Below are 20222 nucleotides of genomic sequence, written 5' to 3' on the forward strand. Positions count from 1 at the left end.
CGCCGGAAGGATCAAAGGGTTTCTTCTCCTGGCTTGGTCGTCATCAACCTGTACAGTCTGGTCTTTCTCGGAAACTTGTTGACAAAGGGCACTAAGGCACTCCCATACCTTATCAGGCCGCAGCCCTCATCCGCATTGGTGATATAGCTCAGCTGCTCCCGCGAGATATTCAAAAGATTGGCAAGCTTCTGGCGGTCACTAGCAGCCTGATTCAGCATGACGATAAACTCCGAGTTCGACAACATGGTGCTGGCTAAAACACTGTCTAAAAGGTACTCCACGTTCTGGGTGATGGCGGTCGGGAACGCATTACGCTTCCGGAAACGCCGCCACGCAGAGTTGAAAAAGGCCCCGGAGTATTCATTTTCAAAGACGACGTGGAACTCATCTAAAAACAAATGTGTCCGCTTGCCCTTTTTCCAGTTCTCCGTGACCCGGTTGATCATGGCATCTGTAATGACCAGCAGGCCCATGGTTTTGAGCTGCTTGCCTAAATCCATGATGTCATAGACCACCATACGGTTCTGGGTGTCCACATTGGTTTTATGGGCAAAGGCGTTCAGACTTCCGTCCGTGAAAAGTTCAAGCTCCAAAGCCAACTCCTGGGCTTCCGGCTCTGGCTGATCCATGAGCTTCTCCCTCAGCACACACAAGGTCGGCAGCTCCCCGCCGCGTTGATAATCGTCATAGACCAGTGCCACGCAGCGGTCGATGATGGATTTTTCTTTTGCCCCCAGTCCCTTTTTGTCCAACTGCTCAAAGAGGGATAAAATGAACTCGGACTTATCGACAATGGGGTTTCCACCATCACCGTAGCCCTCCACCATATCCATGGCATTGATATGATCCTCACTTCCAGCCGCAATCCGGATCGCTTCACCTCCGAGGGCTGTAATCAGGGAGACATACTCGCGCTCTGGATCACAGACGAGTATGTCATCCTGTGTTGCGAGGGCGAGAAACACGATCAGCTCCTTTGCGCTGAAGCTTTTCCCACTGCCCGGCACGCCCAAAAGAAAGGCGGACTGGTTCAAAAGATTGGCTTTGTTACACATGATGAGGTTGTGGGAGATGGCGTTCTCACCATAGTAGATGCCGCCCGTGTCCATGATTTCCTGCACCCTAAACGGCATCAGCACAGCTAAGCTCTCGGTGGTCAGGGTGCGCAGGGCATTGATCTTCCGGTGTCCGATGGGCAGAGCGGTGTTTAAACCGTCCTGCTGCTGATAGCGCAGGATCGCGAACTGACAGAGGTGCTTTCTGGCCGTGGTGAGCAGCGTATCCGTGTCTGCGTCAAGCTGCTTTTTGCTTTTGGCGGTGTGGACAAGGGTGAGCAGGCCAAACATCATCCGCTGATCCCTTGTCGTCAAGTCGTCCAGAAACTCTTTTGATTCCTTCCGCTGCAGCTCCATATCATAGGGGATGACCGCAGAAAAGTTCTGATTCTGGTTCTGCCGGCGCTGCCAATTCGTTATATTTGTCTCCACGCCGAGCAAGCGGTTCTCCACCTCCCGCACGGCTTCATCGGTCGGCACTGGAATCACGTCAATGGAAAGCATGAGATTTCGGTTGAGCTGCGTCAGCTCGCTGATCATGCTGTCACGGATGTAGGATGCGTATTCACGCAGGAACAGAACCCGGCCATAGCGATCACCCATTTTAAAAAAGTCCGATTCAAACTCAAAGGTATCCGGGCAGATAAAATCCCGGAAATCATGGCCTTTTTTCATGGTCTGTAGTAAATCAAAGGTAAAGCCTGTCTCCTCCCCTGTCCGGTAAAAGTCATGCAGAACGCGCAGTCTTTCCTCTGCGTCAAGCTCCGTACAGCGTGATCCCAGACGGGAAAAGTGGGCGGTTAACTCTGTACTCACGCGGGCAAAATAGGTCTTGGCTTCCTCGTAGTTCTTGCGTATAACCGTCACGGTGACATACTTTTCCTGAATCATGCTGTTGGTTCCGGTTGCCTTGTCGAGTAGCATCTGGTTATACTCTTTCCGGTAGATGTCCAGTCCATCCTCTTTCATGGGGATCAGAATGCTTTTTTCAAAATCCGCCCGGTTCAGACGGCGATTGTTGATCGTCAGTTTTGTGGTCGTGCCGCTGTCAAAGCTGTTTAACAGCTCAGAATATTCTAAAAACATGGCTTCCTTATCCTCCCTGCCGGCCACAGCGTAATTGATGTCCGTAAATCGAAAAGTCTTGGAATATTTATTTTTACCGATACAAAAAATCCCATCCGGATAAATGATCTGGATGGGGACGGCCTGCTGTACGCTTTTGGGAATTTTAAATTTTTCTTTCTCCTGATGGTTTGAATTTTTAAGTGTTTTAATCATTTTTCGCTCCTTGATCTTTTTTTCTTTTTTTATCTCTTTTCTTGTTAGCTGGCGTGGTCAGCATCCGGTAATACAGGTTGTCCGCATCAAAAATCAGAATTTTGGGCATCAGAAATCGGTCTTTTATCCATGCCCACAGGAACTGTTCTGCGCTCATGCCGTGGTACTTGATAAAGCCTAACGCCCCAAAGGGCGCGGCGGCTAAGATACAGGCCCAGGACAGGGTTTCCATGCCAAAGTAAGGCCGCAGTAAAAAGTACAGGCCAACGGCCATTCCACAGGCCATAACCGAAAAAACAAACTGCCGCATGGACAGTCCGAAAAACATGCTTTCTGTATATTCGCGGATCTCGCGGTTTATCTTCACTTCCATAATAAATCTCCTTTTGCTTTTACAGGCTTGCTTTTTGAGCGGAGCCTGCTATACTAAAACTATAAAAACTACTACATAGGAGGTGCCCCCATGGTATATGTCGCATTCATTTCGTTGATCATCACCATTGTGCTCATCGTTCTGTCATTTGTGTTGAAGCTTGCTGGAAAGCTCCGTCTGACACTGCCCGTTGTCTATTTCCTGCTGATCAGCACATTTCTCAATCCATGGGCGGCTGCCCATGAAACACTGGCTTTTGCCATTCTCTTTATTCTTCTGGGTTTTTCTCTGATCTCCTGGATACGCTCTTTTAAGGAATACTGGGACGAACGGCAATACTATAAAACCATGAAAGAAGATATTGCCTGGCAGGCCCGGACTGCAAGGGAGCGCGGTATCTCTACCCGTGACTTCTATATTGACAGCGAGGGAACCATGCGCTATAACAAAGATGATAAACCGGTATTCTAGGACGTTAACCGCGTCCTTTTTTATTTCTACAGGCCCATCATCTCTTTGACACAATGATCTGCAAGCTTGATGGTTCCCACCAACACCAGCATGTTAAAAACCAGTTCCCCGATATAGGCCCAAACCATGGTGACCGCCGAAGCGTCCGGGTTAACCTGTGGCGGGGATGCCGCAAACAGTGAGAAAATCACACAGGCCAGTACAATGATCGCCCCCTCCAGACAGACCCCCGCATAGCTTTTCAGAAAGCTCTTGCCAATGTTCTGGCTGGGTTCACCCGCAAAAGTGGACAAGGGCACCGGGGCGATGGCAGTATAGAGAAACAGCTTAAAAAACCGCCCATACACGCTCATGATCATCACAAAAGACAGTACGGTGATGAACAGTCCCCCGATGAGGGTCACTGCCCACAAAGGGATGCTCTCAAGAAATGCGCAGTTCTCCACGGCTTCCACAATCTCCGGCGGCAGCACGGTTTGGGTCGCACCCCCCAGCCCCGCCGTCACCATGATTTTTGACACAATCCCCTGCACAATGGTGAACAGGGCAATCATGAGTTCCAGACCATAAGTGATGATCCCTTTGGCAATGGCAAAGCGCACAAAGAGTTTCAGGGCGTGCTCCGGCTTCTTGACCTCTGCCAGTGAGCCACAGGTCTTGACCATGCCCACCAGAAAAAACAACACCAACAGCGCGTAGCCGATGGCCTGTAAGGTGCCGTTGATGTTGACAATCACCTCCCAGATGCCGCCGCCCTTAAAGGTCTGGGGCGACTGGGTAAGCAGCTGCCAGATTTCCGACAGTTTTCCATTCCATGTGTCCAGTGCGTTTTGCAGATTTTGTACAATCCAGTTATCACTTTCCATTGAATCCTCCTTTCAGGGGCAGTCCAGCGTTTCAGCCTGCCTTTTTTCTTTGTATCCATACCGGACTATCCCGCAATGGTGTTCAAAATTTCCTTGGCAAAGGTGACCACGATTCCCCCGGCCACGGTCATGATGCCATTGGCCCTCTGGCTTGGATCATGGGACTTAAGGGATAAGCCGATCTGCACAATACCATAGCCGATAAGGATCATACCGACCGCCCGGACAAGGCCAAAAATAAAAGTGGATAGGTTGTTGACCACGGCAATGGGGTCATCGGCAGCGCACACGGTTGTGGTACATAGAACACACAGTACAACCGCCATATAAACCGAAAAGTGGCGGTGCATTTTAGTGTTCACAGACAGACGGGGTGTCAGGGCTTTATGCTTCTTTTTTCGTTTCGTTGTTTGGTTCATTCAATTGTATCTCCTTTAACTTTTCAAAATAGGTTTCTAAATCTTCCTCCGACCAAAGCATACAAGTTATTTCTTCGGATATTTCCATTTCCTCAATCACCATATCCGGCGAATAAGGCACAAGGCTCATGCTTGCAACGGCGTGATCCACACGCCCGTGTTCATAGGGCAGCATCCCGCCGTCGGTGGTCAGATGGATATTGGGATGTTTTAACAGGTTGTATTTTTCATCTTTGATGGGCCGTTCTCCGCGGATAAAGAGCAGGGCATAACGGTTGTCGAGCATCCGCACCTCATCCGGTGTCATCAGCTCCCGTCCGCTGTTCTGGTAGTTCGTAGAGTAATTCCCGCTCTTACCTGAACTTTTTCCGTAGGTGTTGGTGTCAATGGTTTGTTTCCCGAGCAGCTCACTGACATATTTGTGCGTTGCCTGCTCATTGCCGCCGAGATATAAAAATGTGTCGCAATTCCCCGCGATGCTTTCCCACTGCTTTTCAAACAGGGCCTTGAGCTGGGCCATGTTCTGTAAAATGATGGACACGGAAACGCCCCGGGAGCGCATAACACTGAGGATTTTGTCAAAATCATCGGGTAAACTCACATTCGCGAATTCATCCATGATGAAATGCACGTGTACGGGTAACAGCCCCCCATATTTTCGGTCAGCGGTGTAAAACAATTGCTGAAAGAGCTGCGTGTACAAAATGCTGATGAGGAAGTTGAAAGAGGTGTCATTGTCTGGGATTAACGCAAACAAAGCCACCTTCTTTTCCCCCATACTCGCCAAGTCCAGTTCATCAGTCACCGTGAGGGCCGAGAGACTTTCAAGGTTGAACTTTTCCAGTCTTGCCGCTAAGGTGATCTGAATGGATTTCACGGTCTTGGCCGCACCGCTCCGGTAATTGCGGTAATACTTCAGGGCGATGTGATCCGGTTCGCGTGCTTCCAGACGATCCATCAGCTCATCAAGGGGAGACATATAGCCGTCCACATCTTCGGGGATGTCCCCGTTTCTGAGCATCTCCATGACCATGGGAAAATTCTGTTCCTCGGTCGGGGCTTCGTATTTCAGAAAAAAGACCAAGGACAGCAGTAACATACTGGCCGCTGTATCCCAGAAGGGATCGCTTGACTGCGCACCTTTTACGGTCGTGGCTTTAAAGAGGTTTGTCACAAGCCGCTGCACATCGTTGTCAGTTTTGAGATAGACAAAGGGGTTATAGCAGTGTGATTTCTCCATGTTGATTAAATCCAGAATACGGACTTCATACCCTTTTTCTCTGAGCAGCTGTCCGGTATCGCGGAGGATCTCCCCTTTGGGGTCAAGGATCACCATACTGGTATTGGCCTGCATGACATTGGGCTTTGCATAGAATCGTGTTTTCCCGGCCCCGCTGCCCCCGCAGACCAACACGTTTAGGTTTCTCCGGTGCCGATGGCCGTCCAGACCCATGCGGACGTTCTGGGTTAACAGCTTGTTATCTTCAAAATGTTTCTCCCGGTATTTTCGGTTGATGCTCTGGGCGTCTCCCCACTTCGCGCTCCCGTGCTCTTCGCCCCGGCGGTAATTCTTTTTCGTGGCATAAAAAATCCCGATTCCCATGACATATAGAATCATCAGAATCAGGATGGATTTTAAACTGCTTTCACACCATGTGATTTTAAAAGGATGTTCCATCGCTTCGGGGAACTTGAGGATAAAGGCATAAAGCCCTTCGTCGATGAAGGGGGCAATGCGCAGGGCCAGTCCGATCACTGGCACAAGGAGGGCGATGTACAGCATGATGTTTTTACTGAAATTATCTTGCATGGCCGCGTTCCTTCCTTTTCCCGGTCTTTTCTGTGGGTGCGTCGATGGCTTTAAGCAAGAGGTCGTCCACGGCATCGGTTGACCGTTTCTGCCTTATCAGACCGTTGCGCATTTGATTGAGGGCATTGATCAGAACGACATACTCCACATGGTCAAGGGTTAAAATTCTTTTGACTTCTTTCATAATCTACCTCAGCGTGCCGGGTCAGCCCGGCTTTTTGGCTGTACCATCTGCTGTAAATTGTACTTCACCCGCATGGATACCTCGGCCATGGCATCCTTGATGGTGGTCAGCTCTGCGCCTACCTGCTGCGGTTCTGCGCTGGTCAGGAAATCTGGCAGCTTTGAAAAGTCAAAGCACGCGGTTGAAACGCCTGCCTGTCGGCAGAGCATGTAAGCGGCGGCCTGGGCTTTAAAGTCAATATTCCCAGAATCTTCACCGTTTAAGGCCAGTTCAGCCTTGGCTAAAGCGGCAGCAATGCCCTGATACATGGCATCGGGTTCCAGCCCTTTTTCCACCACCACGCACTCCTTATCCATATCAAAATCCACGGCCAGCGGATGATTGACGGCTTCGGCGGTCAGAATCTTTACTGGGCTTTTGAAATAAGCGATTTTATCAGCATCCGGTCATCCAGTTTGCCTGTTTTCTGAGAACGCACCCGACAAGTGGTCTGGGTGATGTCATACATTTTCTTGGCCTTGAAGGACTGTCCGGTTGTTCCATCATCACGAGTGTAGGGGTTTCCAGGTTCCAGAATCAAAATCGGGTTTCTGAACTCGGACTGTTTCACAAAGATACCCTGCTCTTTCCATGCCGTGTTGTCGGCAATTTTGGTGGCGGTTTCCCGCTGTGCCTGTATGAGCAGCGCGTTACGGGCAGTGTAGTATTCAAAATTGGCCTGAACATTCAAATACCCCTGAAATAGCTCCGGACTTTTCCCAACGGTTTCAAGGGACTTTTCAATCTGTGCATAGCAGTATTCCCGGTTGGCCTTTTGCTCAGCCTGCCACTTTTGGTTGTTTCTCGGCTTCGGCTCGGTTTCTTCCTGACCAAACAGGTCATATAGGTTACTCATCGTGTTTTATCTCCCTTCGATTTTTTTGGAATCTCTTTTTTGGTTTTCCGCTTTGGTTCACGGCGTTTGGTTTCTTTCTTTGTCTCCGGCGCCCTGTGTTCGGGTTCTGCTCGTGCCTTTTCCTGTTCGGCCTTGATCGCTCTGAGTTCTGCCCGGACGGAAGGTTTAGATTCTCCTTCGGCGGGCGGCTTCGAGCTGTTCTCGGATGGAGGGCTTTTCTCCGGTTCCTGGGCCTGAGGGGCTTCGGCATAGGGTTTCTCCGCTTGTATGGCCTTCTGATCCTCCTTCCTGGAAACCAGTTTTTCCTCCTTTGGGGGCAGTGCGTTTTCCTCCTTTGACGCTGCGAAGCCTAAGAGGTCATCCAGCAGCTGTTCTTCCCCTGCTTTGGCTTCCGGATCTGATGCACCAAATAGGTCATCCAGCAGGGCTTCTTCTGCCTGTGCTTCTTCGTGGGTCTGCCCTTCCCGTTCATTCAGAATTTCACTCTTAATTTCTGCGGTATTCACTGCTGCCAGCTGGAAGCGTTCAACGATCCGGTTGATCCGCACAGCGTCCTCCTGCTTCACCAGAATATCCGTCACACCGTCTGGACTGCCCGACGGATTGCCCAGGGCACAGTAAAGCACCCCGTAATGCCTGGCTTCCTTGGCAAAGACTTCAAGGTCGGCGTTATTAATCGAAAAGACGGTCAGAGGTTTTCCCGATTTCAGCATGGCCGTTAACCGTGTTTTTCCTTTCGTCTTGTGTATGTCCGCACTTTTTAAAGCTGAGATCAACAGAAAAGCCAGATTCTTAAGGCCCGTTCCTGTCAGCCGTAACAAAAAATCCGCCCCTTCAAGGGATATGCGGATGACTTGTTCGGCTGCATCACCGCTTGTGTTCATTTTTGCTTTTCTCCTTTGCGTTATTTTTTTCTTCTAATTTGACCACTTTGATTTTTTCTCTCATCGGTATAGATCGCGCGGCAATGCCGTCACAATATTTCACTTCCTTTCGGAGTGTTTTGATCTGCGCGCTCAGCCCGGCAATGTCCGCTTTGATTTTAGACACTGCTTTTTCATCCGGTGTGCGCTGTGTTCTGTTCCAGAGCTTTTTTCGCTCAGTACAGAGTTTTTTTATCTGTTGTTCATTTGATGTTTTATAATTCTCTAAAGCTTCAATCGTATCTATTTTGTGCTTACATAAAAGCCGGGCTTCCCGGCTGATCTGCTCCATCTTTCGTACATCCTCCCGGTACAGAAACGGCAGTGCGTTTGTTTTCCGGTCTTTCTTCTTTTGAAACACGCCCAGCTTAAAACAGTAATAAAGGTACAGGCCCCGCAGACCGCTGGTATGACGGGCTTTTTCAAAGCTTCCGTGCAAAAGCATTTTTTTCTTTGCAGCCTTTGGCCCGGGGCGGTACTGCTTGATCTGCTGCTGTTCATAAATCCGCTGTTCGATGTTGGATAAACTGTATTCGGGATGCTTGCGGTCAATGCGCACATACCGCGCTTTCCCGGGCGGCTTCAGCGTGAAGTATTTTGCATCGTACTTGATGGCGTATCCCTTCTGCCGCAGCCGGTACAAAAACTGCCGCATCGTCACACATTCAGAAATCGTATCGTCAAGGTCTTTTATGATCAGGCCGCGCCACGTGGGTTTTCCTTCCCGCTCTGCCTGCCACTCACCGTACTGCATGGACTTGTTCATGGGCTTTTCGATGACGGAGAGCTTGTATTCAAGGCACAGGCGGTCAGACACCTCCCGCATCTTGCGGTAGCTTTCTTTGTTATCATAGTAGCGCAGCCCATCGGAAAAGGAGACGGAATTTAAAACCATGTGATTGTGTATGTGGGCTTTGTCGATGTGGGTTGCGACGATCACCTCAAATCGTGATCCCCACAGTTCCTCTGCCAGCTTTATGCCGATTTCATGGGCGATCTCCGGGGTGACTTCCCCGGGCTTGAAGCTCTGATAAGCGTGATAGGCAATGATGCCGCCCTCCTTGCGGTACTGCTTTTTAGTGATGGTCATCTCCTCCCGGGCGGTTTCCGGTGAACAGTTCAAACCTGTGACGTAAAACTGCTTTTCGGTTTTAACGTCCTGGGACACATAGTCCATCACATCCCGCAGGGCCTGCAGGTCCGCTTCACCATAATTTTTATTTTTTGTCTTATCTGGATTTTTGGCGTAATCCACTACCCGGTCCAGTCGGCCCCGGATGTCCCAGATTTTTGTGGTGGCCATGTCAGCTTTTTTCCGGCACCAGAAACTTTTCTTTGACTTCGGTCTGGAACTTCCGCCACTTCAAGGCTTCTTTTTCATAAAGCGGCTGATCCACAAAACCCAGGGCATTGGCCTTGGCGGCAATCTGGTTCAGGTTGTTTCCGATGGCGGACATCTGCCGCATGGTTTCGTAAAACACCGGGCCGGGTTTTTCGTGTAACTGGTAACCTTCAATCATGGCACGCAGAAAAGCTTCCCGGCTCAGGCCAGACTTCTTCACTTTTTTATCCAGTTCCTGTGCTTCCCGCCGTGTCAGGCGAAACAGGATTTCAACGTTGCGTTTTCTCATTATTTTTCACTCCTTATCCATGTTATAAAAGGGGGATTGGGGCATGCCCCAACAAGCGAAAAAGGTGGGCTGCCCGGAGGGCGGCTATCCTTTTTCAGTGCTTGCTGGGACAGTCTCACGCCGCAAGGCTCCCCCTGCTTTCAATTTAGTTACCGCTCATAATATTTGATTTTCGGCATCAACGGCACGACGACAATCTCTCGGTTTACACGGCAAAACCGCTCAGGAAACTTGTATTCTTCGGCATATTTTTGGATTTGTTCGGGGGTAAGACTGGAAAAACCTTTTCGGTCATTCCGCGCATTGCAGATAAAAAAGTCCCCGGCAATGATGTCAATAAGTTCACTGTTATCAATGAAGATACCACGGTTCAGCGGCAGACCACTGATCTTTCCTTCATCATTGCAGATGATCACTGCATCATCATCCGTTGGTAACGCATACCTTTCAATGTTGCCGCCTACGAGTTTTTGCATGAATTTCAGGTTATTGGGAATGGTAACTGCCCGCGGGGACTCCCCGGCTCGGATATATAAGACATTGATTGTTCGCTTCATTTTCAGTTACCGCTCATAATCCTTGTGTTTATCCTTTATGGGGACAGCGACAATCCCTTGATTAAGGCGTATAAACTGTTCAGGATATTTGAATTGCTCAGAAAATTTTTCGATTTGTTTTGGGCTTAAGCTTGTAAAATCCTCGCTGTCCCTCGGGGCGTTACAAAGAAAAAAATCGCCTGCAATGATCTCAACAAGCCGCTTTTTTTCATCAAAAATGCCCCGGTTCAGGGGCAGACCATTGATCTTTCCTTCCTCATTACAGATGATCACGGCATCGTCATCGGTTGGAAGATAGTACATTTCAATGTATCCACCCACCAATTTCTGCTTGGCTTCAAGGGTGTTCTCAATGGTCATTTCCTCTGGCGGCTCCCCGGCCCGGATCATCAGGATGGTGATTTTGTCCTTCTTATCGGTTATCTCATTCGGATTCGTGATACTGTTTGTCATTTTTCTTTCCTTTCCCTTCGGTGGTTTCTGACGGCTCGCTTACATCCACAATGAGGGGTGATGAGGGGATGATCAATGTGATCTCCACATCCTCCCCCTCATAAAGTTTCATCAATTCGTTCAGGTTAATGGCTGTACTCATGTGTTTTTCTCCTTCGTTTTTTTGAAAATTTCTTTTATTGGCCGTGAGTTCTATGGATTCGTTCAGGGCATCACCCCCTTTCTGAAATAAAAAAAGCAGAATCTCCCAATGACATTCCGCTTACCGTTCCATGGTATCCCGGTGTTTCTCTTTTTCCGGAAATGCAATCTTTCGCTGCACATCTCCATTGTATTTTTCAGGGTATTCCAGCTGATCCCTGTACTTTTCAATCTGTTTTGGTGTCAGGTCTCTGGCCTTTAGGGCTTCAAAGTCCCAATTGCACAGCAGAAAATCGCCATAAATATTGATCTTCTCATGTTCAGCCGTGTCAAAAACAGCACGATTGGGGACACGCTTTGCGCTCATTTGGGCTATAATGATTACTTCATCCGTCAGCGGATAAGCGCAAAGCGTTCCTTCAAAGACGTTCTCGATACCTTCCAGACCATTCTCAATGCGGATTTTTTCAGGGGGCTGTCCGACGCGTACCATCAGGGCATCCACTTCCCTTGGCTCGGGAAAAAACGTGATGCGGTATTCTTCGGGAATCTCACTACCATCGAAGAAAGGATAAAAGTTCGCTCCGGTGTCGCACACATAGCAGCTGTTGATGTAGCTCCCGCAATCACTCATTCTTGCGTCTCTGCCATAGGCATCATAGGCGATATAGCTGCTCAGTCCCTCCGGTATATCGAGATATGCACCGCACTCGTTGATATAGTATTCTCCCAGCGCATAGTCGTTGTCGATGTCCTGAACGATGTCGTAACAATCCAGATTGTCGGTCAGGTTGATGAGATCCACGATGCTTGACGTGTAGTCGCCCTCCTCCAAAGCGATTTCGTATTTTCTCATTTCTTCCTCGGTCAGCTCATCAAGGCAGGATGCGAGATAATTCAAGGCATCCAGATTTTCATATTCGCCCAGACAATCGCCCAGGCCGCTGACCTCTGTTTCATAGTCGGTGATAAAGTATTCCTCATATCGCTTTCCGTCTATGCCGATCCGCTCAAAAAGAGCCTGTACTTCCTCAGTGTTGGCGGGTAAAGCTAAGGACTCACCCACCAGACAGCCCTCGTTATAGCGGCCTAAGTTCGTCACATAGGCGTTAATCACACCCTCGTACATGTTGATTTTCCTCCTTCTTTCTTTTACCGCGCATCGGTTTTCCGCCGAATCGGGTCTTTATCCAGCTTTCTCTTGATCCGCTGCGCGGTTTTAATATAGTCCTCCAATGTTTTAATAATGCCCTTTTCAAGCCGTTCATCCATGCGGTCCATAACGCGGTAGTCCCCGGTGCAGTAGTAAGCCCGGCAGGCGGTGTTGACTTCCATGAGGGAATGGCGGCAGGTAATCAAAGATGAAAGCTGTTGTCCTTGTGGACTGTCGGGCAGATACTGGATATGAATTTCCGGATCATCCGGATAAATTTTATCCATGGGCTTTCTGATGCCCATATCGTATAAAGAGCATTTGATGGTGTCTTGTGTGTACCAAAGCTTGGTTAAAAGCTGCTTGTCGCCGTATGTAATGCGTGCGTTTAGCAATGTGATCACCTCACCTGTTCTTTTTTATTTTGCTTTTCCGGTGTCAAAAATTGTGGAACTTCCGGAAATCCAATGGTATCCACATAATAGGCCCGGGTTTGTCCACCTCTGTGAAAAACCAGTACGTCCCCTAAAGATAACGCGTGTATTCTATTTCTAAAGGGCCGATCATCCATGTTGTGCTGCATATACAAATCTTCCTGATTCACATCTGCTGCTAAAACAGCCATATAGACGCAGGCATAATCCTCTGGTTTGATTTTTGTACGGGCTTCTGCATAGGTGCAAAAACCATAATCGGTATTCATCCTGTCGGGAATCTGGTAAATTTCATAGTAATCCATCACGTCCTTTTCCTTTGGCTGCGTGGGAAAATACCGCGCGCCGATTGCTTCCATGCGTTTGGCATACTCGTGGATATGAAAAACATTCCGTCCAATCTTTGTATGGTAGTCGTCCAGATAGTAGCATTGATGGGTATTGGTTGTTCCATCAAGCCGCGTCTCGGTAATCAAACCGCTGTCCTGTAACGTGAACAAGTCATTGTACCGGGTATCAATAAACCGTATCATTGGTGCTGTCATGTGCTTTTGCTCCTTCCTCTTTTTTCTTTTCTTTTTGCTCTGTGGTGCCTAAATAGGTGACAACTTTACCCGCTTTGACACTCTTTTGCAGCTCGTCGAACTGGACAAGCTCGGAGACCGACACGCCGGGCAAGGCCAGCATTTCAGTCATGGTCATGCCCGCAATGGCCTTTTCGGTGTTGTAGCCTGCTTCGATCAGGCGCGTTAAAGCCCTGAAACCTTTGGTGTTTTTCGCCATGGCCCTACTCCTTACGGTTCATCCTTGAAACATCCGCGGACAAAATTGCCGTTGGCATCATAGTTATCTGGATTCGCGGCGGGTGATGACCATCCAAACAAAGAACCGCCGACCATGGCAGCTGTCTGAGCCTTGGTGATCCCAGCCTTTCGGTTGGCCCGCTCGGCAATGGCCCGGTTTGTAAGCATATCCGGTGTGGACAGCTCGGACGGAAAATAGCCTTTTTCATTTTTTCGGATGGTGACAAGCTCTCCGGTGGAGCGTAGTGTGTTATAGCACTGTTCTGGTAACTTATTCATTTTCGCTCTGCTCCTTTCGCATTTTCCACATTTCTTTATTTCTTTGTACCTTTAATTCTTTGAGTGCCCGGCGGCACAAATCTTCAACAGCTTCCTGATGATGGTTTTTATAATGGCCATAATTGTATCCCTGGGCTTCGGTTTTTTTCCAAACCACATAGGGATAGGGCAGCTTTTCACTGTGTCCGATGACGAAAGCGGTATTCCCGACTTGGATGCTGTCGGTGATCTGATAGCCTTTGTTTTCCTGTTTTTCCATCAACGTGTTTCTCCTTTCCGGTTTTTCTCATTTTTTTCAAATTGGCAGACCACTTCCTTTGCCCAATCCGGCTGATATTCAGACTTGATCACACCCAGAATATCCCCGTAAAAGCAGCACATCTCCCGGCCATCATAAAGCCGCCTGAACACCATACTGTTTTTGGAAGGGGTTTGATCGGCGATCACATAGCCGATTTGTTTCGGACCAATGCGATCTTCTGGTCGAAACCGCATGGGGTCAATGGCAACCATCTGACCCCGGATGCCGGTATTCTCCTGATAAGAAACACACATTTCCCGGGTAATAACATCCAGCGGCACGTCCATTTCCTGTTGTTCGGCCCGCACTTTGTCGATCTGACCCTGCACACGCTGTAAAAACAGTTCCATCATTTCCAGATAATCGCCAGTTTGCATTTCTGAATAAGCATCCTTTAATAGCAAAGGCTCATAATAGCCGCACAAAAACGCGGTCGGTTTATCATCTGACCGACATTCTCCAAAAATAACCATACGCCTGTGAATATCAATGGCCTGTGTGATCTGATAATCTTTGTACATCCAATCTGTTTCTAACATCTTTGTTCCTCCTTTGAACGTCAACAGGCGGCATTTCTGCCGCCCTGAATCCTGTTACCGCTCCATCTGCTTCTGGCGTTTCTGATAAAGCTCCAACGCCTTGATGATGGTATCTTCAATTTTTTTGTCAGTGGTTCCTTTCCTGAAATACTTGCTGATTTTTTCTTTCTGAATTTTGATGGTTTCCTTCTGGTTGGGCTTGACCTCTTTCATGATGGATAAAATGACGTTGTTTGTGAGCTTTCCTTCCTTGGAGAACTGTTTCAGCTTGGTGGACTGTGTCAGTGAGGGGGTACATTCCTCGCTCTCCATCACTTCTAAAAGCTGTTTTTGCTCGGCAGGCTTCAGGTAGGACAGTTCCACCGCGGGCCGGAACGCGATTCTCCCCTCATCCACCATGTCCAAAATAGGGGAATCCAGTTCGGTTAAGCGGATATAACGCTGAATTTGTCTACCGCTATCACCAGATTCTTTACCAACAATTTCAGCACTCTCAGACTTTCCGACCACTGGTCGGGAAGTTTCGTCCATCTTTTTTCCCTGATGTTTTAAAGCCTCTAATTTCATTTTATATGCGTAAGCCTTCTCAGATGGCAATATATTCTCTCTTTGCAGATTAGAATCCACCATCAAAATGGTTGCTTCATCATCCGTCAGATTTCGGACAATACAGGGGATCGTGGTTTTTTCTGCAATCTCAGAAGCCATTTTTCTTCGGTGGCCGGAGACCATCTCGTATCCCCCGCCTTCTTTCGGCCTGACCAAAGCGGGCGACAGTACCCCGTATTCTCTGATGCTCTCGACCATCTCGCTCATGGCTTCATCCATCTGAAGCTTAAAAGGATGGTCAGGAAAGCTTGATATTTCCTCGATGGGAATTTCCATGACTTTTTCCAGCCCATCATTCTGCCGTTCCGCATCGGTTTTAAACAGGTCATCGGCACTGGGAAGCGGCATGTTTATCTTTTTGTTTGCTGCCATGGGTAATCACCTCCCTCGTCAAAGCTTTGTAAGCTTCACAGATTTTTGTTCCCTTGTCATAGGTGTAAATGCTTTTGGCCGCTGCACTGGTCTCTGCTGCCTTTGTAGCCCGTGGAATGGCATTGCGGAAAATATAAAGCTGTTTTCCGTACTGCTCATGGAGTGCTTCGGCCACCTCTTTGGTCATGTTGGTGTTTATATCGGCCATGGTAATGAGTGCGCCTTCAACCTTTAAATTGGGGTTGATCTGCCGCTTAACCTTGTTGATGGACTGGATCAGCTGGGTCATCCCATTGAGGGCCAGATACTGGGCCTGCACGGGAATGATGATGCTGTCGGCCGCGGCCATGGCGTTAATTGATAAAATTCCCAGGCTCGGCATGGTGTCGATGAGGATATAATCATAGTCTTTCTTGATGTCCTGCAGACACATGCGCAGTACAGATTCCCGGTTCATGGCCACCAGCAGTGACATTTCCATGCCTGCGAGGTCTAAATCTGCGGGAATTAAATCGACGTTTTCCGGGTGATGCAGGATCACCGCCTTTGGGTCAATGGGCTGGTCGGCAACCATTCCCTGCATCATGGTGGTGAGCGTTGCGTCAAGCGCATAATGGTCGTACCATCCGAGGGAAGTGGTTAAATCTCCCTGTGGGTCACTGTCCACCAAAAGCACTTTCTTTCCTTCATTTGCCAGACCCACACCGAGGTTCACTGTGACGTTGGTCTTGCCGACGCCACCTTTTTGATTAGAGATTGTGATGACTTTGGTTTTTGCCATAATTGGCACCTCCTAAATAAAAAAGCCGCTCAATGGTTTTTGAGCGGCGGGCCGTAATAAAAAAGAGAATACTGGTTGCGTATTCCCGTTATAAATGCTTGTTGACAAGCTTATTCAATTGTTTTCTTGAACGATTTAAGTTAATGATACTTGTGTGTCCATAGACAGAGATAACAAGTCCGATAATAGTGCATATGCGATAAAGGTTAAACGTATCACAATATTATCAAAAATATAGGTTAGAATTGACGCACTGAGGAACCCAAAACCAATAATATCAATACCGATTCCTATGATTTTATAAAATCTTTTTTATCTTCGTCTTTTACATCCACATAATAGTAATCATGCAAAAGTTTTACTTTCTGTTTAGCTACGATAGAATATCTGATCATCTAAAACTAGTCCTACAAAAAAGTAGTTCAGTGGTTTTTATTATTGTTAGGATACTTTCTTTACTACAGTAATTTCTCTATAAATGCCGTTTTAATTTGCACTAATCACTCTTCTATTTTAATTTTATTTGCTTTTTTATCTTTTCATTAACATTTTCTTGTTCTAACATGGTATATGCTTTTTTTAATGCATTCAGAATCGTATGCACCTGATCTCGCTGCTGATCTTCCCCCATTTTTTGTTGACATTCTTCAAATGTCCATTGATGATCTTGAGCTGCTTTCTTCATGTCATCTAAAAGTATTTGATACTGATACATTATCATTAAAGATTTTTGATAACAAAAAACAAACTCACTCAATAAAGTAGCTTCTTTTTTATTAAATAAAAGCTCGATTTTTGTCGCAACAGAACTGAGCATCTCTAATTTTACTAAGAATTCCTTGTGATCTGGCTGTTTAAGGGGATTTTTAATTACAGATGCTATTTGCTCTAAATAAGTATTATTTGTCATTAGTTCAAACCAGTAACTAATTGATAGCATTGCTTTATCATCTTCATTTTCATCAAAAAAATCACGATTTTTTTCATACAGTTGTATTAACCCTATTGCAATGCCATAGTTTTCGATACGTTCATCAAACAAATGCTGTTTGTTACTTAGCTTTATCTGCTGTTTTGTTTGAAGCAATGCGATGATAGCAATAACAACGGTAACCACTGAAAGACAAAAATTCCAATCTAATTGCATTCTAGATTCACCCCTTTGGATTAACTTAAGTACATTATACATTTTTTTAATAAATCTAACAAATCAAATGGCAACTTTTATCTTTTTAAATCACTCCCTTTCTATCTTTCCAGTGAAAGTAATGCCGTTTTAGCCGGGAAACAGCCCGCCCCAAACCAATGATTACAATCGCAAGGCTCAACGATGCTGAAAGTATTCGAACACCAGAATAACCGTTGTTAAACATCAGATAAACCGGCACGCATATGAGCAGACTTAAAATACTCACAATCTGCACCGCCAGCCACGGCGGATAACTTCGGCATTTTTTCTCCCGCTTTCGGATGCCCCATAACAGGATCAAGCCAAAAGTCATCATCCCGGTTAATGTCAGCACTGCGCCTAAATCCCATTCATTCACGTTTCTTCCTCCTTTTCAAATGCCAGATACCCGATGCAATTCCCACTAAGGATACAAAGGAAAAAAGCAATTCTTTAACAGGTGTCGGTTCTTCCATCGTTTCAGGTTCCGCTTCTGCGGGAAGTTCTTTGATTCGTTTGCCGCGCACCAGCAGCCGATGGCTGTTGATCTGGTACGGTGTGCAGGTCAACAGGGTTACAAAGTCCTGTTTTTCGACAGGTTTCAGTGCTTCGGTCTGTTCGGGCGTGACCACCAGAATCTGATCCACTTCATAGGTTAAAGTCTTGTCAAGAACGTGCAGATAAAAGCGATCCCCAATGACCAGCTGATCTAAATCGGTAAATAACCTGGCTCCCTCATAGCCCCGGTGTCCGGTCAGCACGGCATGTGTCCCGGTGCCGCCAACGGGCAGGGCGGTGTTTTTCAGATGCCCCGCACCTCTCGAGAGCGCGGATTCAGATGTCCCGTGATAGATGGGCAGGTTCACTTTTATTTTTGGTATCTCGAGTGTCCCCATAACCCCATCAACATTTAGAATCTCTGCATAATCCATGGCGTTGTCTTGTGCATCCTCAGAAAAAGGATCTCCGATGATCGGATTAATAAGCTTTTCATTGTAGTTAATGGCTTTTTGATATTCTTCATCCATCCGCTGTTGGTTCATCTCCTCTGTACTCACTTGATAATCCTCAATCACCTGTCCCTGTTTTTGGGAAGCCAGAAGATAAACCATATCTGGATAAAGGATGCAGCCAGCCCCCGCACTGATCAGAACAATAATCAGCAGCAGCATTGCTTTGTTTCTCATTTCCAGCTTCCCCTTTTGCCTATTTGTTCCCTGTGTTTCGCTTGTTCCGGATGAAAAGAATGCTCATCCCGCTTGCCATGAGAATCAATGCCGCGCCCATATAAAGAGGTGTTAAACTGCCGGTGCCGCCTGTGTAGGGGAGGTCATAATGCTTGATGTTTTCCACAATAATCTTATTGGCTTCGGCATGGCTGTTTGAATTGACGGTCACTTTTACAGGGTATTTCAGTAGATTGTAGGGCTTCCCTTCATTGTCAATTGGGGCCTGTGTCTCAACGATCCAGTAGTTTGTGCTGTCCCCGTAATAAGCATCCTGCCCTTTCTGTCCATAGGCAAGGCCCCAGAAATGGGCAATGCCGTTTGCGTCCGTGGTCACTTCCCAGTCAATCGCGTTATTGGCAGGGTCTTTGACGGCGTTGATGTTCTTTTTCGCATCGGCTTCGGTGCGGTAAATTTTAAATTTTGCGCCCTGAAGCTTAAGGGTATTGTCGTCCGCATCCACTTTTAAAAGGTTGATTCCTCCAGTGTGTACTTCGGGCTTTTTATCCTCGGGAACGCTCTGTGGTTCAAAGAAAATGTCCAGGTTGTTGGTATAGTGGATGGTTGCGCCGTTGGGGATCGGCTTACCTAAGCTGCCCTCGGCGGTTTTGTTCACGAAGGTGTTGTACTCAATGTTAAGGACAGCGTTTTTATCTTTGGTGTTTAACAGAGATTTAGCCGCTGTTTTTTTGCCGGTATCTGTCAACGAAACAGTCAGCGTCCGGTTGTTAGCTGTGTTGGGTTCTGTGACCGTGTAGCAGTCTGGTGTCATGAGCACGCGTTTTTTGCCTGTATCGACGCGGTAGACCTTAACACTGCCTGTCACGTAATCTAATCGCGTATCAATCACATCACTCACGGTATAGTTTTTACACGTTGCAATGTCATCCGGCAGCGTGGTTTCAACGATCCATTTCACTCTTTCGGAGATATCCGCTGTATCATGTTTGTTTTCGAGTTCCGTAACAAACTTGTCGATGTCCGGGCCGGGTTTGATCTGATTTTTGGGGAATACGTGGACGTTGTAAATCCAGCCATCCCCTGCCGGGTTGGTAAGTGGTATGGACACCAGACACGGGTCGGCCTTTTCGGCCACTGCCGGGTTGGTCTGTTCTTCAATGCGGTACACGCCCATGGGGAGGTTGTCATTGCCTTGAATTGTGACTGATCCATCGGCTCCGGTGGTGATGATCTGGATGTTCCAGGTGGTATCCACCTTGGTGTTGTCGGTATCCTGCATTTTCGTAACTTTGAATTGGATACCCGGCAAAGGAATCGCATCGGCAGGAACTTGATCGGTCTGCTGCCCGCTTCCCTCGGTGGTGGCTTTTTTGATGTCCTCCATTCGGTATTTGTGAATGGTCAGGCTCCGCGCTGCACTGGTATCGGGTGATCCGGTGGCGGCAAAAGCGGGGCCACAGCTTGTGCATAAAACGGCAATGCTCAGGGCAAGGCCGCCAATTTTCTTGAACAATGGCTTATTTTTCAGGTTCATTTT

28 protein-coding genes are annotated in these 20222 nt (G+C 47.6%); 1 reads left to right on the forward strand and 27 read right to left on the reverse strand.

The window, feature by feature from the left end; all coding sequences use genetic code 11:
• Window positions 1–11: 11 nt before the first annotated feature.
• Both BUC22_RS14810 and BUC22_RS14815 read right to left on the reverse strand, forming a co-directional pair.
• On the reverse strand, window positions 12–2336 hold the full coding sequence (locus BUC22_RS14810; RefSeq protein ID WP_013378576.1) for a VirB4-like conjugal transfer ATPase, CD1110 family: 2325 nt from the start codon (window positions 2334–2336) through the stop codon (window positions 12–14).
• Complete coding sequence (locus BUC22_RS14815; RefSeq protein WP_013378575.1) at window positions 2329–2709, reverse strand: PrgI family protein; 381 nt, start codon at window positions 2707–2709, stop codon at window positions 2329–2331. Before BUC22_RS14815 ends, BUC22_RS14810 begins: the two co-directional genes overlap by 8 nt.
• Before the next feature lie 90 nt (window positions 2710–2799).
• Here BUC22_RS14815 and BUC22_RS14820 point away from each other — a divergent pair, with 90 nt between their 5' ends.
• Window positions 2800–3180: a hypothetical protein gene (locus BUC22_RS14820; protein WP_013378574.1), complete on the forward strand. Its 381-nt coding sequence runs from the start codon at window positions 2800–2802 to the stop codon at window positions 3178–3180.
• Between the two features lie 26 nt (window positions 3181–3206).
• Here BUC22_RS14820 and BUC22_RS14825 read toward each other — a convergent pair whose 3' ends face one another.
• From BUC22_RS14825 to BUC22_RS14935, 25 genes are all read right to left on the reverse strand, one after another.
• A complete protein-coding gene (locus BUC22_RS14825; protein WP_038351947.1) occupies window positions 3207–4046 on the reverse strand; it encodes a VirB6/TrbL-like conjugal transfer protein, CD1112 family in 840 nt (279 codons plus the stop codon).
• Between the two features lie 65 nt (window positions 4047–4111).
• On the reverse strand, window positions 4112–4465 hold the full coding sequence (locus BUC22_RS14830) for a TrbC/VirB2 family protein (protein WP_013378572.1): 354 nt from the start codon (window positions 4463–4465) through the stop codon (window positions 4112–4114).
• Window positions 4431–6275, reverse strand: a complete 1845-nt coding sequence (locus BUC22_RS14835; protein ID WP_052237188.1) for a VirD4-like conjugal transfer protein, CD1115 family — start codon at window positions 6273–6275, stop codon at window positions 4431–4433. The genes BUC22_RS14830 and BUC22_RS14835 overlap by 35 nt, the downstream gene beginning before the upstream one ends.
• Window positions 6265–6459, reverse strand: a complete 195-nt coding sequence (locus tag BUC22_RS14840) for a hypothetical protein (RefSeq protein WP_013378562.1) — start codon at window positions 6457–6459, stop codon at window positions 6265–6267. The genes BUC22_RS14835 and BUC22_RS14840 overlap by 11 nt, the downstream gene beginning before the upstream one ends.
• 8 nt (window positions 6460–6467) lie before the next feature.
• A complete protein-coding gene (locus BUC22_RS14845; RefSeq protein ID WP_143163945.1) occupies window positions 6468–6815 on the reverse strand; it encodes a hypothetical protein in 348 nt (115 codons plus the stop codon).
• Window positions 6816–6865: 50 nt separating this feature from the next.
• On the reverse strand, window positions 6866–7354 hold the full coding sequence (locus BUC22_RS14850) for a hypothetical protein (protein ID WP_073383121.1): 489 nt from the start codon (window positions 7352–7354) through the stop codon (window positions 6866–6868).
• Entirely contained in the window at window positions 7351–8238 is an 888-nt protein-coding gene (locus BUC22_RS14855) for a PcfB family protein (RefSeq protein ID WP_013378560.1), read from the reverse strand. The genes BUC22_RS14850 and BUC22_RS14855 overlap by 4 nt, the downstream gene beginning before the upstream one ends.
• Entirely contained in the window at window positions 8222–9580 is a 1359-nt protein-coding gene (locus tag BUC22_RS14860) for a relaxase/mobilization nuclease domain-containing protein (RefSeq protein WP_013378559.1), read from the reverse strand. The genes BUC22_RS14855 and BUC22_RS14860 overlap by 17 nt, the downstream gene beginning before the upstream one ends.
• 1 nt (window position 9581) lies before the next feature.
• Window positions 9582–9908, reverse strand: coding sequence for a plasmid mobilization protein (locus BUC22_RS14865; RefSeq protein ID WP_013378558.1), 327 nt, complete (start codon window positions 9906–9908; stop codon window positions 9582–9584).
• Between the two features lie 149 nt (window positions 9909–10057).
• On the reverse strand, window positions 10058–10465 hold the full coding sequence (locus BUC22_RS14870) for a DUF3846 domain-containing protein (RefSeq protein ID WP_013378557.1): 408 nt from the start codon (window positions 10463–10465) through the stop codon (window positions 10058–10060).
• Window positions 10466–10471: 6 nt separating this feature from the next.
• Window positions 10472–10918: a DUF3846 domain-containing protein gene (locus tag BUC22_RS14875; protein WP_013378556.1), complete on the reverse strand. Its 447-nt coding sequence runs from the start codon at window positions 10916–10918 to the stop codon at window positions 10472–10474.
• Window positions 10890–11060 carry a hypothetical protein gene (locus BUC22_RS21935; protein ID WP_013378555.1) on the reverse strand — a complete coding sequence of 57 codons (171 nt, stop codon included), beginning with the start codon at window positions 11058–11060 and terminating at the stop codon, window positions 10890–10892. The genes BUC22_RS14875 and BUC22_RS21935 overlap by 29 nt, the downstream gene beginning before the upstream one ends.
• Before the next feature lie 120 nt (window positions 11061–11180).
• A complete protein-coding gene (locus tag BUC22_RS14880) occupies window positions 11181–12188 on the reverse strand; it encodes an antirestriction protein ArdA (RefSeq protein WP_013378554.1) in 1008 nt (335 codons plus the stop codon).
• Between the two features lie 23 nt (window positions 12189–12211).
• Window positions 12212–12607, reverse strand: a complete 396-nt coding sequence (locus BUC22_RS14885) for a hypothetical protein (RefSeq protein ID WP_013378553.1) — start codon at window positions 12605–12607, stop codon at window positions 12212–12214.
• Window positions 12608–12612: 5 nt separating this feature from the next.
• On the reverse strand, window positions 12613–13191 hold the full coding sequence (locus BUC22_RS14890) for a YodL domain-containing protein (RefSeq protein ID WP_013378552.1): 579 nt from the start codon (window positions 13189–13191) through the stop codon (window positions 12613–12615).
• A complete protein-coding gene (locus tag BUC22_RS14895; RefSeq protein WP_013378551.1) occupies window positions 13163–13429 on the reverse strand; it encodes a hypothetical protein in 267 nt (88 codons plus the stop codon). Before BUC22_RS14895 ends, BUC22_RS14890 begins: the two co-directional genes overlap by 29 nt.
• 11 nt (window positions 13430–13440) lie before the next feature.
• On the reverse strand, window positions 13441–13728 hold the full coding sequence (locus BUC22_RS14900; RefSeq protein ID WP_013378550.1) for a hypothetical protein: 288 nt from the start codon (window positions 13726–13728) through the stop codon (window positions 13441–13443).
• Entirely contained in the window at window positions 13721–13987 is a 267-nt protein-coding gene (locus tag BUC22_RS14905) for a membrane associated protein (protein WP_013378549.1), read from the reverse strand. Before BUC22_RS14905 ends, BUC22_RS14900 begins: the two co-directional genes overlap by 8 nt.
• Window positions 13987–14568, reverse strand: a complete 582-nt coding sequence (locus tag BUC22_RS14910) for a hypothetical protein (protein ID WP_013378548.1) — start codon at window positions 14566–14568, stop codon at window positions 13987–13989. Before BUC22_RS14910 ends, BUC22_RS14905 begins: the two co-directional genes overlap by 1 nt.
• A 54-nt stretch (window positions 14569–14622) precedes the next feature.
• Complete coding sequence (locus tag BUC22_RS14915; RefSeq protein WP_013378547.1) at window positions 14623–15549, reverse strand: ParB/RepB/Spo0J family partition protein; 927 nt, start codon at window positions 15547–15549, stop codon at window positions 14623–14625.
• Entirely contained in the window at window positions 15503–16330 is an 828-nt protein-coding gene (locus tag BUC22_RS14920; protein WP_013378546.1) for a ParA family protein, read from the reverse strand. Before BUC22_RS14920 ends, BUC22_RS14915 begins: the two co-directional genes overlap by 47 nt.
• Before the next feature lie 508 nt (window positions 16331–16838).
• Window positions 16839–17477 (reverse strand): hypothetical protein, encoded by a 639-nt coding sequence (locus BUC22_RS14925; RefSeq protein ID WP_013378544.1) that lies wholly within the window; start codon window positions 17475–17477, stop codon window positions 16839–16841.
• Window positions 17478–17562: 85 nt separating this feature from the next.
• Window positions 17563–17877 (reverse strand): hypothetical protein, encoded by a 315-nt coding sequence (locus BUC22_RS21545; RefSeq protein WP_013378543.1) that lies wholly within the window; start codon window positions 17875–17877, stop codon window positions 17563–17565.
• Window positions 17870–18685 (reverse strand): class C sortase, encoded by an 816-nt coding sequence (locus BUC22_RS14930; protein WP_013378542.1) that lies wholly within the window; start codon window positions 18683–18685, stop codon window positions 17870–17872. The genes BUC22_RS21545 and BUC22_RS14930 overlap by 8 nt, the downstream gene beginning before the upstream one ends.
• 19 nt (window positions 18686–18704) lie before the next feature.
• Window positions 18705–20219 carry a SpaH/EbpB family LPXTG-anchored major pilin gene (locus BUC22_RS14935; RefSeq protein WP_013378541.1) on the reverse strand — a complete coding sequence of 505 codons (1515 nt, stop codon included), beginning with the start codon at window positions 20217–20219 and terminating at the stop codon, window positions 18705–18707.
• Window positions 20220–20222: the final 3 nt, after the last annotated feature.

This window comes from Eubacterium callanderi, assembly GCF_900142645.1.
GTDB classification, from domain to species: domain Bacteria; phylum Bacillota; class Clostridia; order Eubacteriales; family Eubacteriaceae; genus Eubacterium; species Eubacterium callanderi.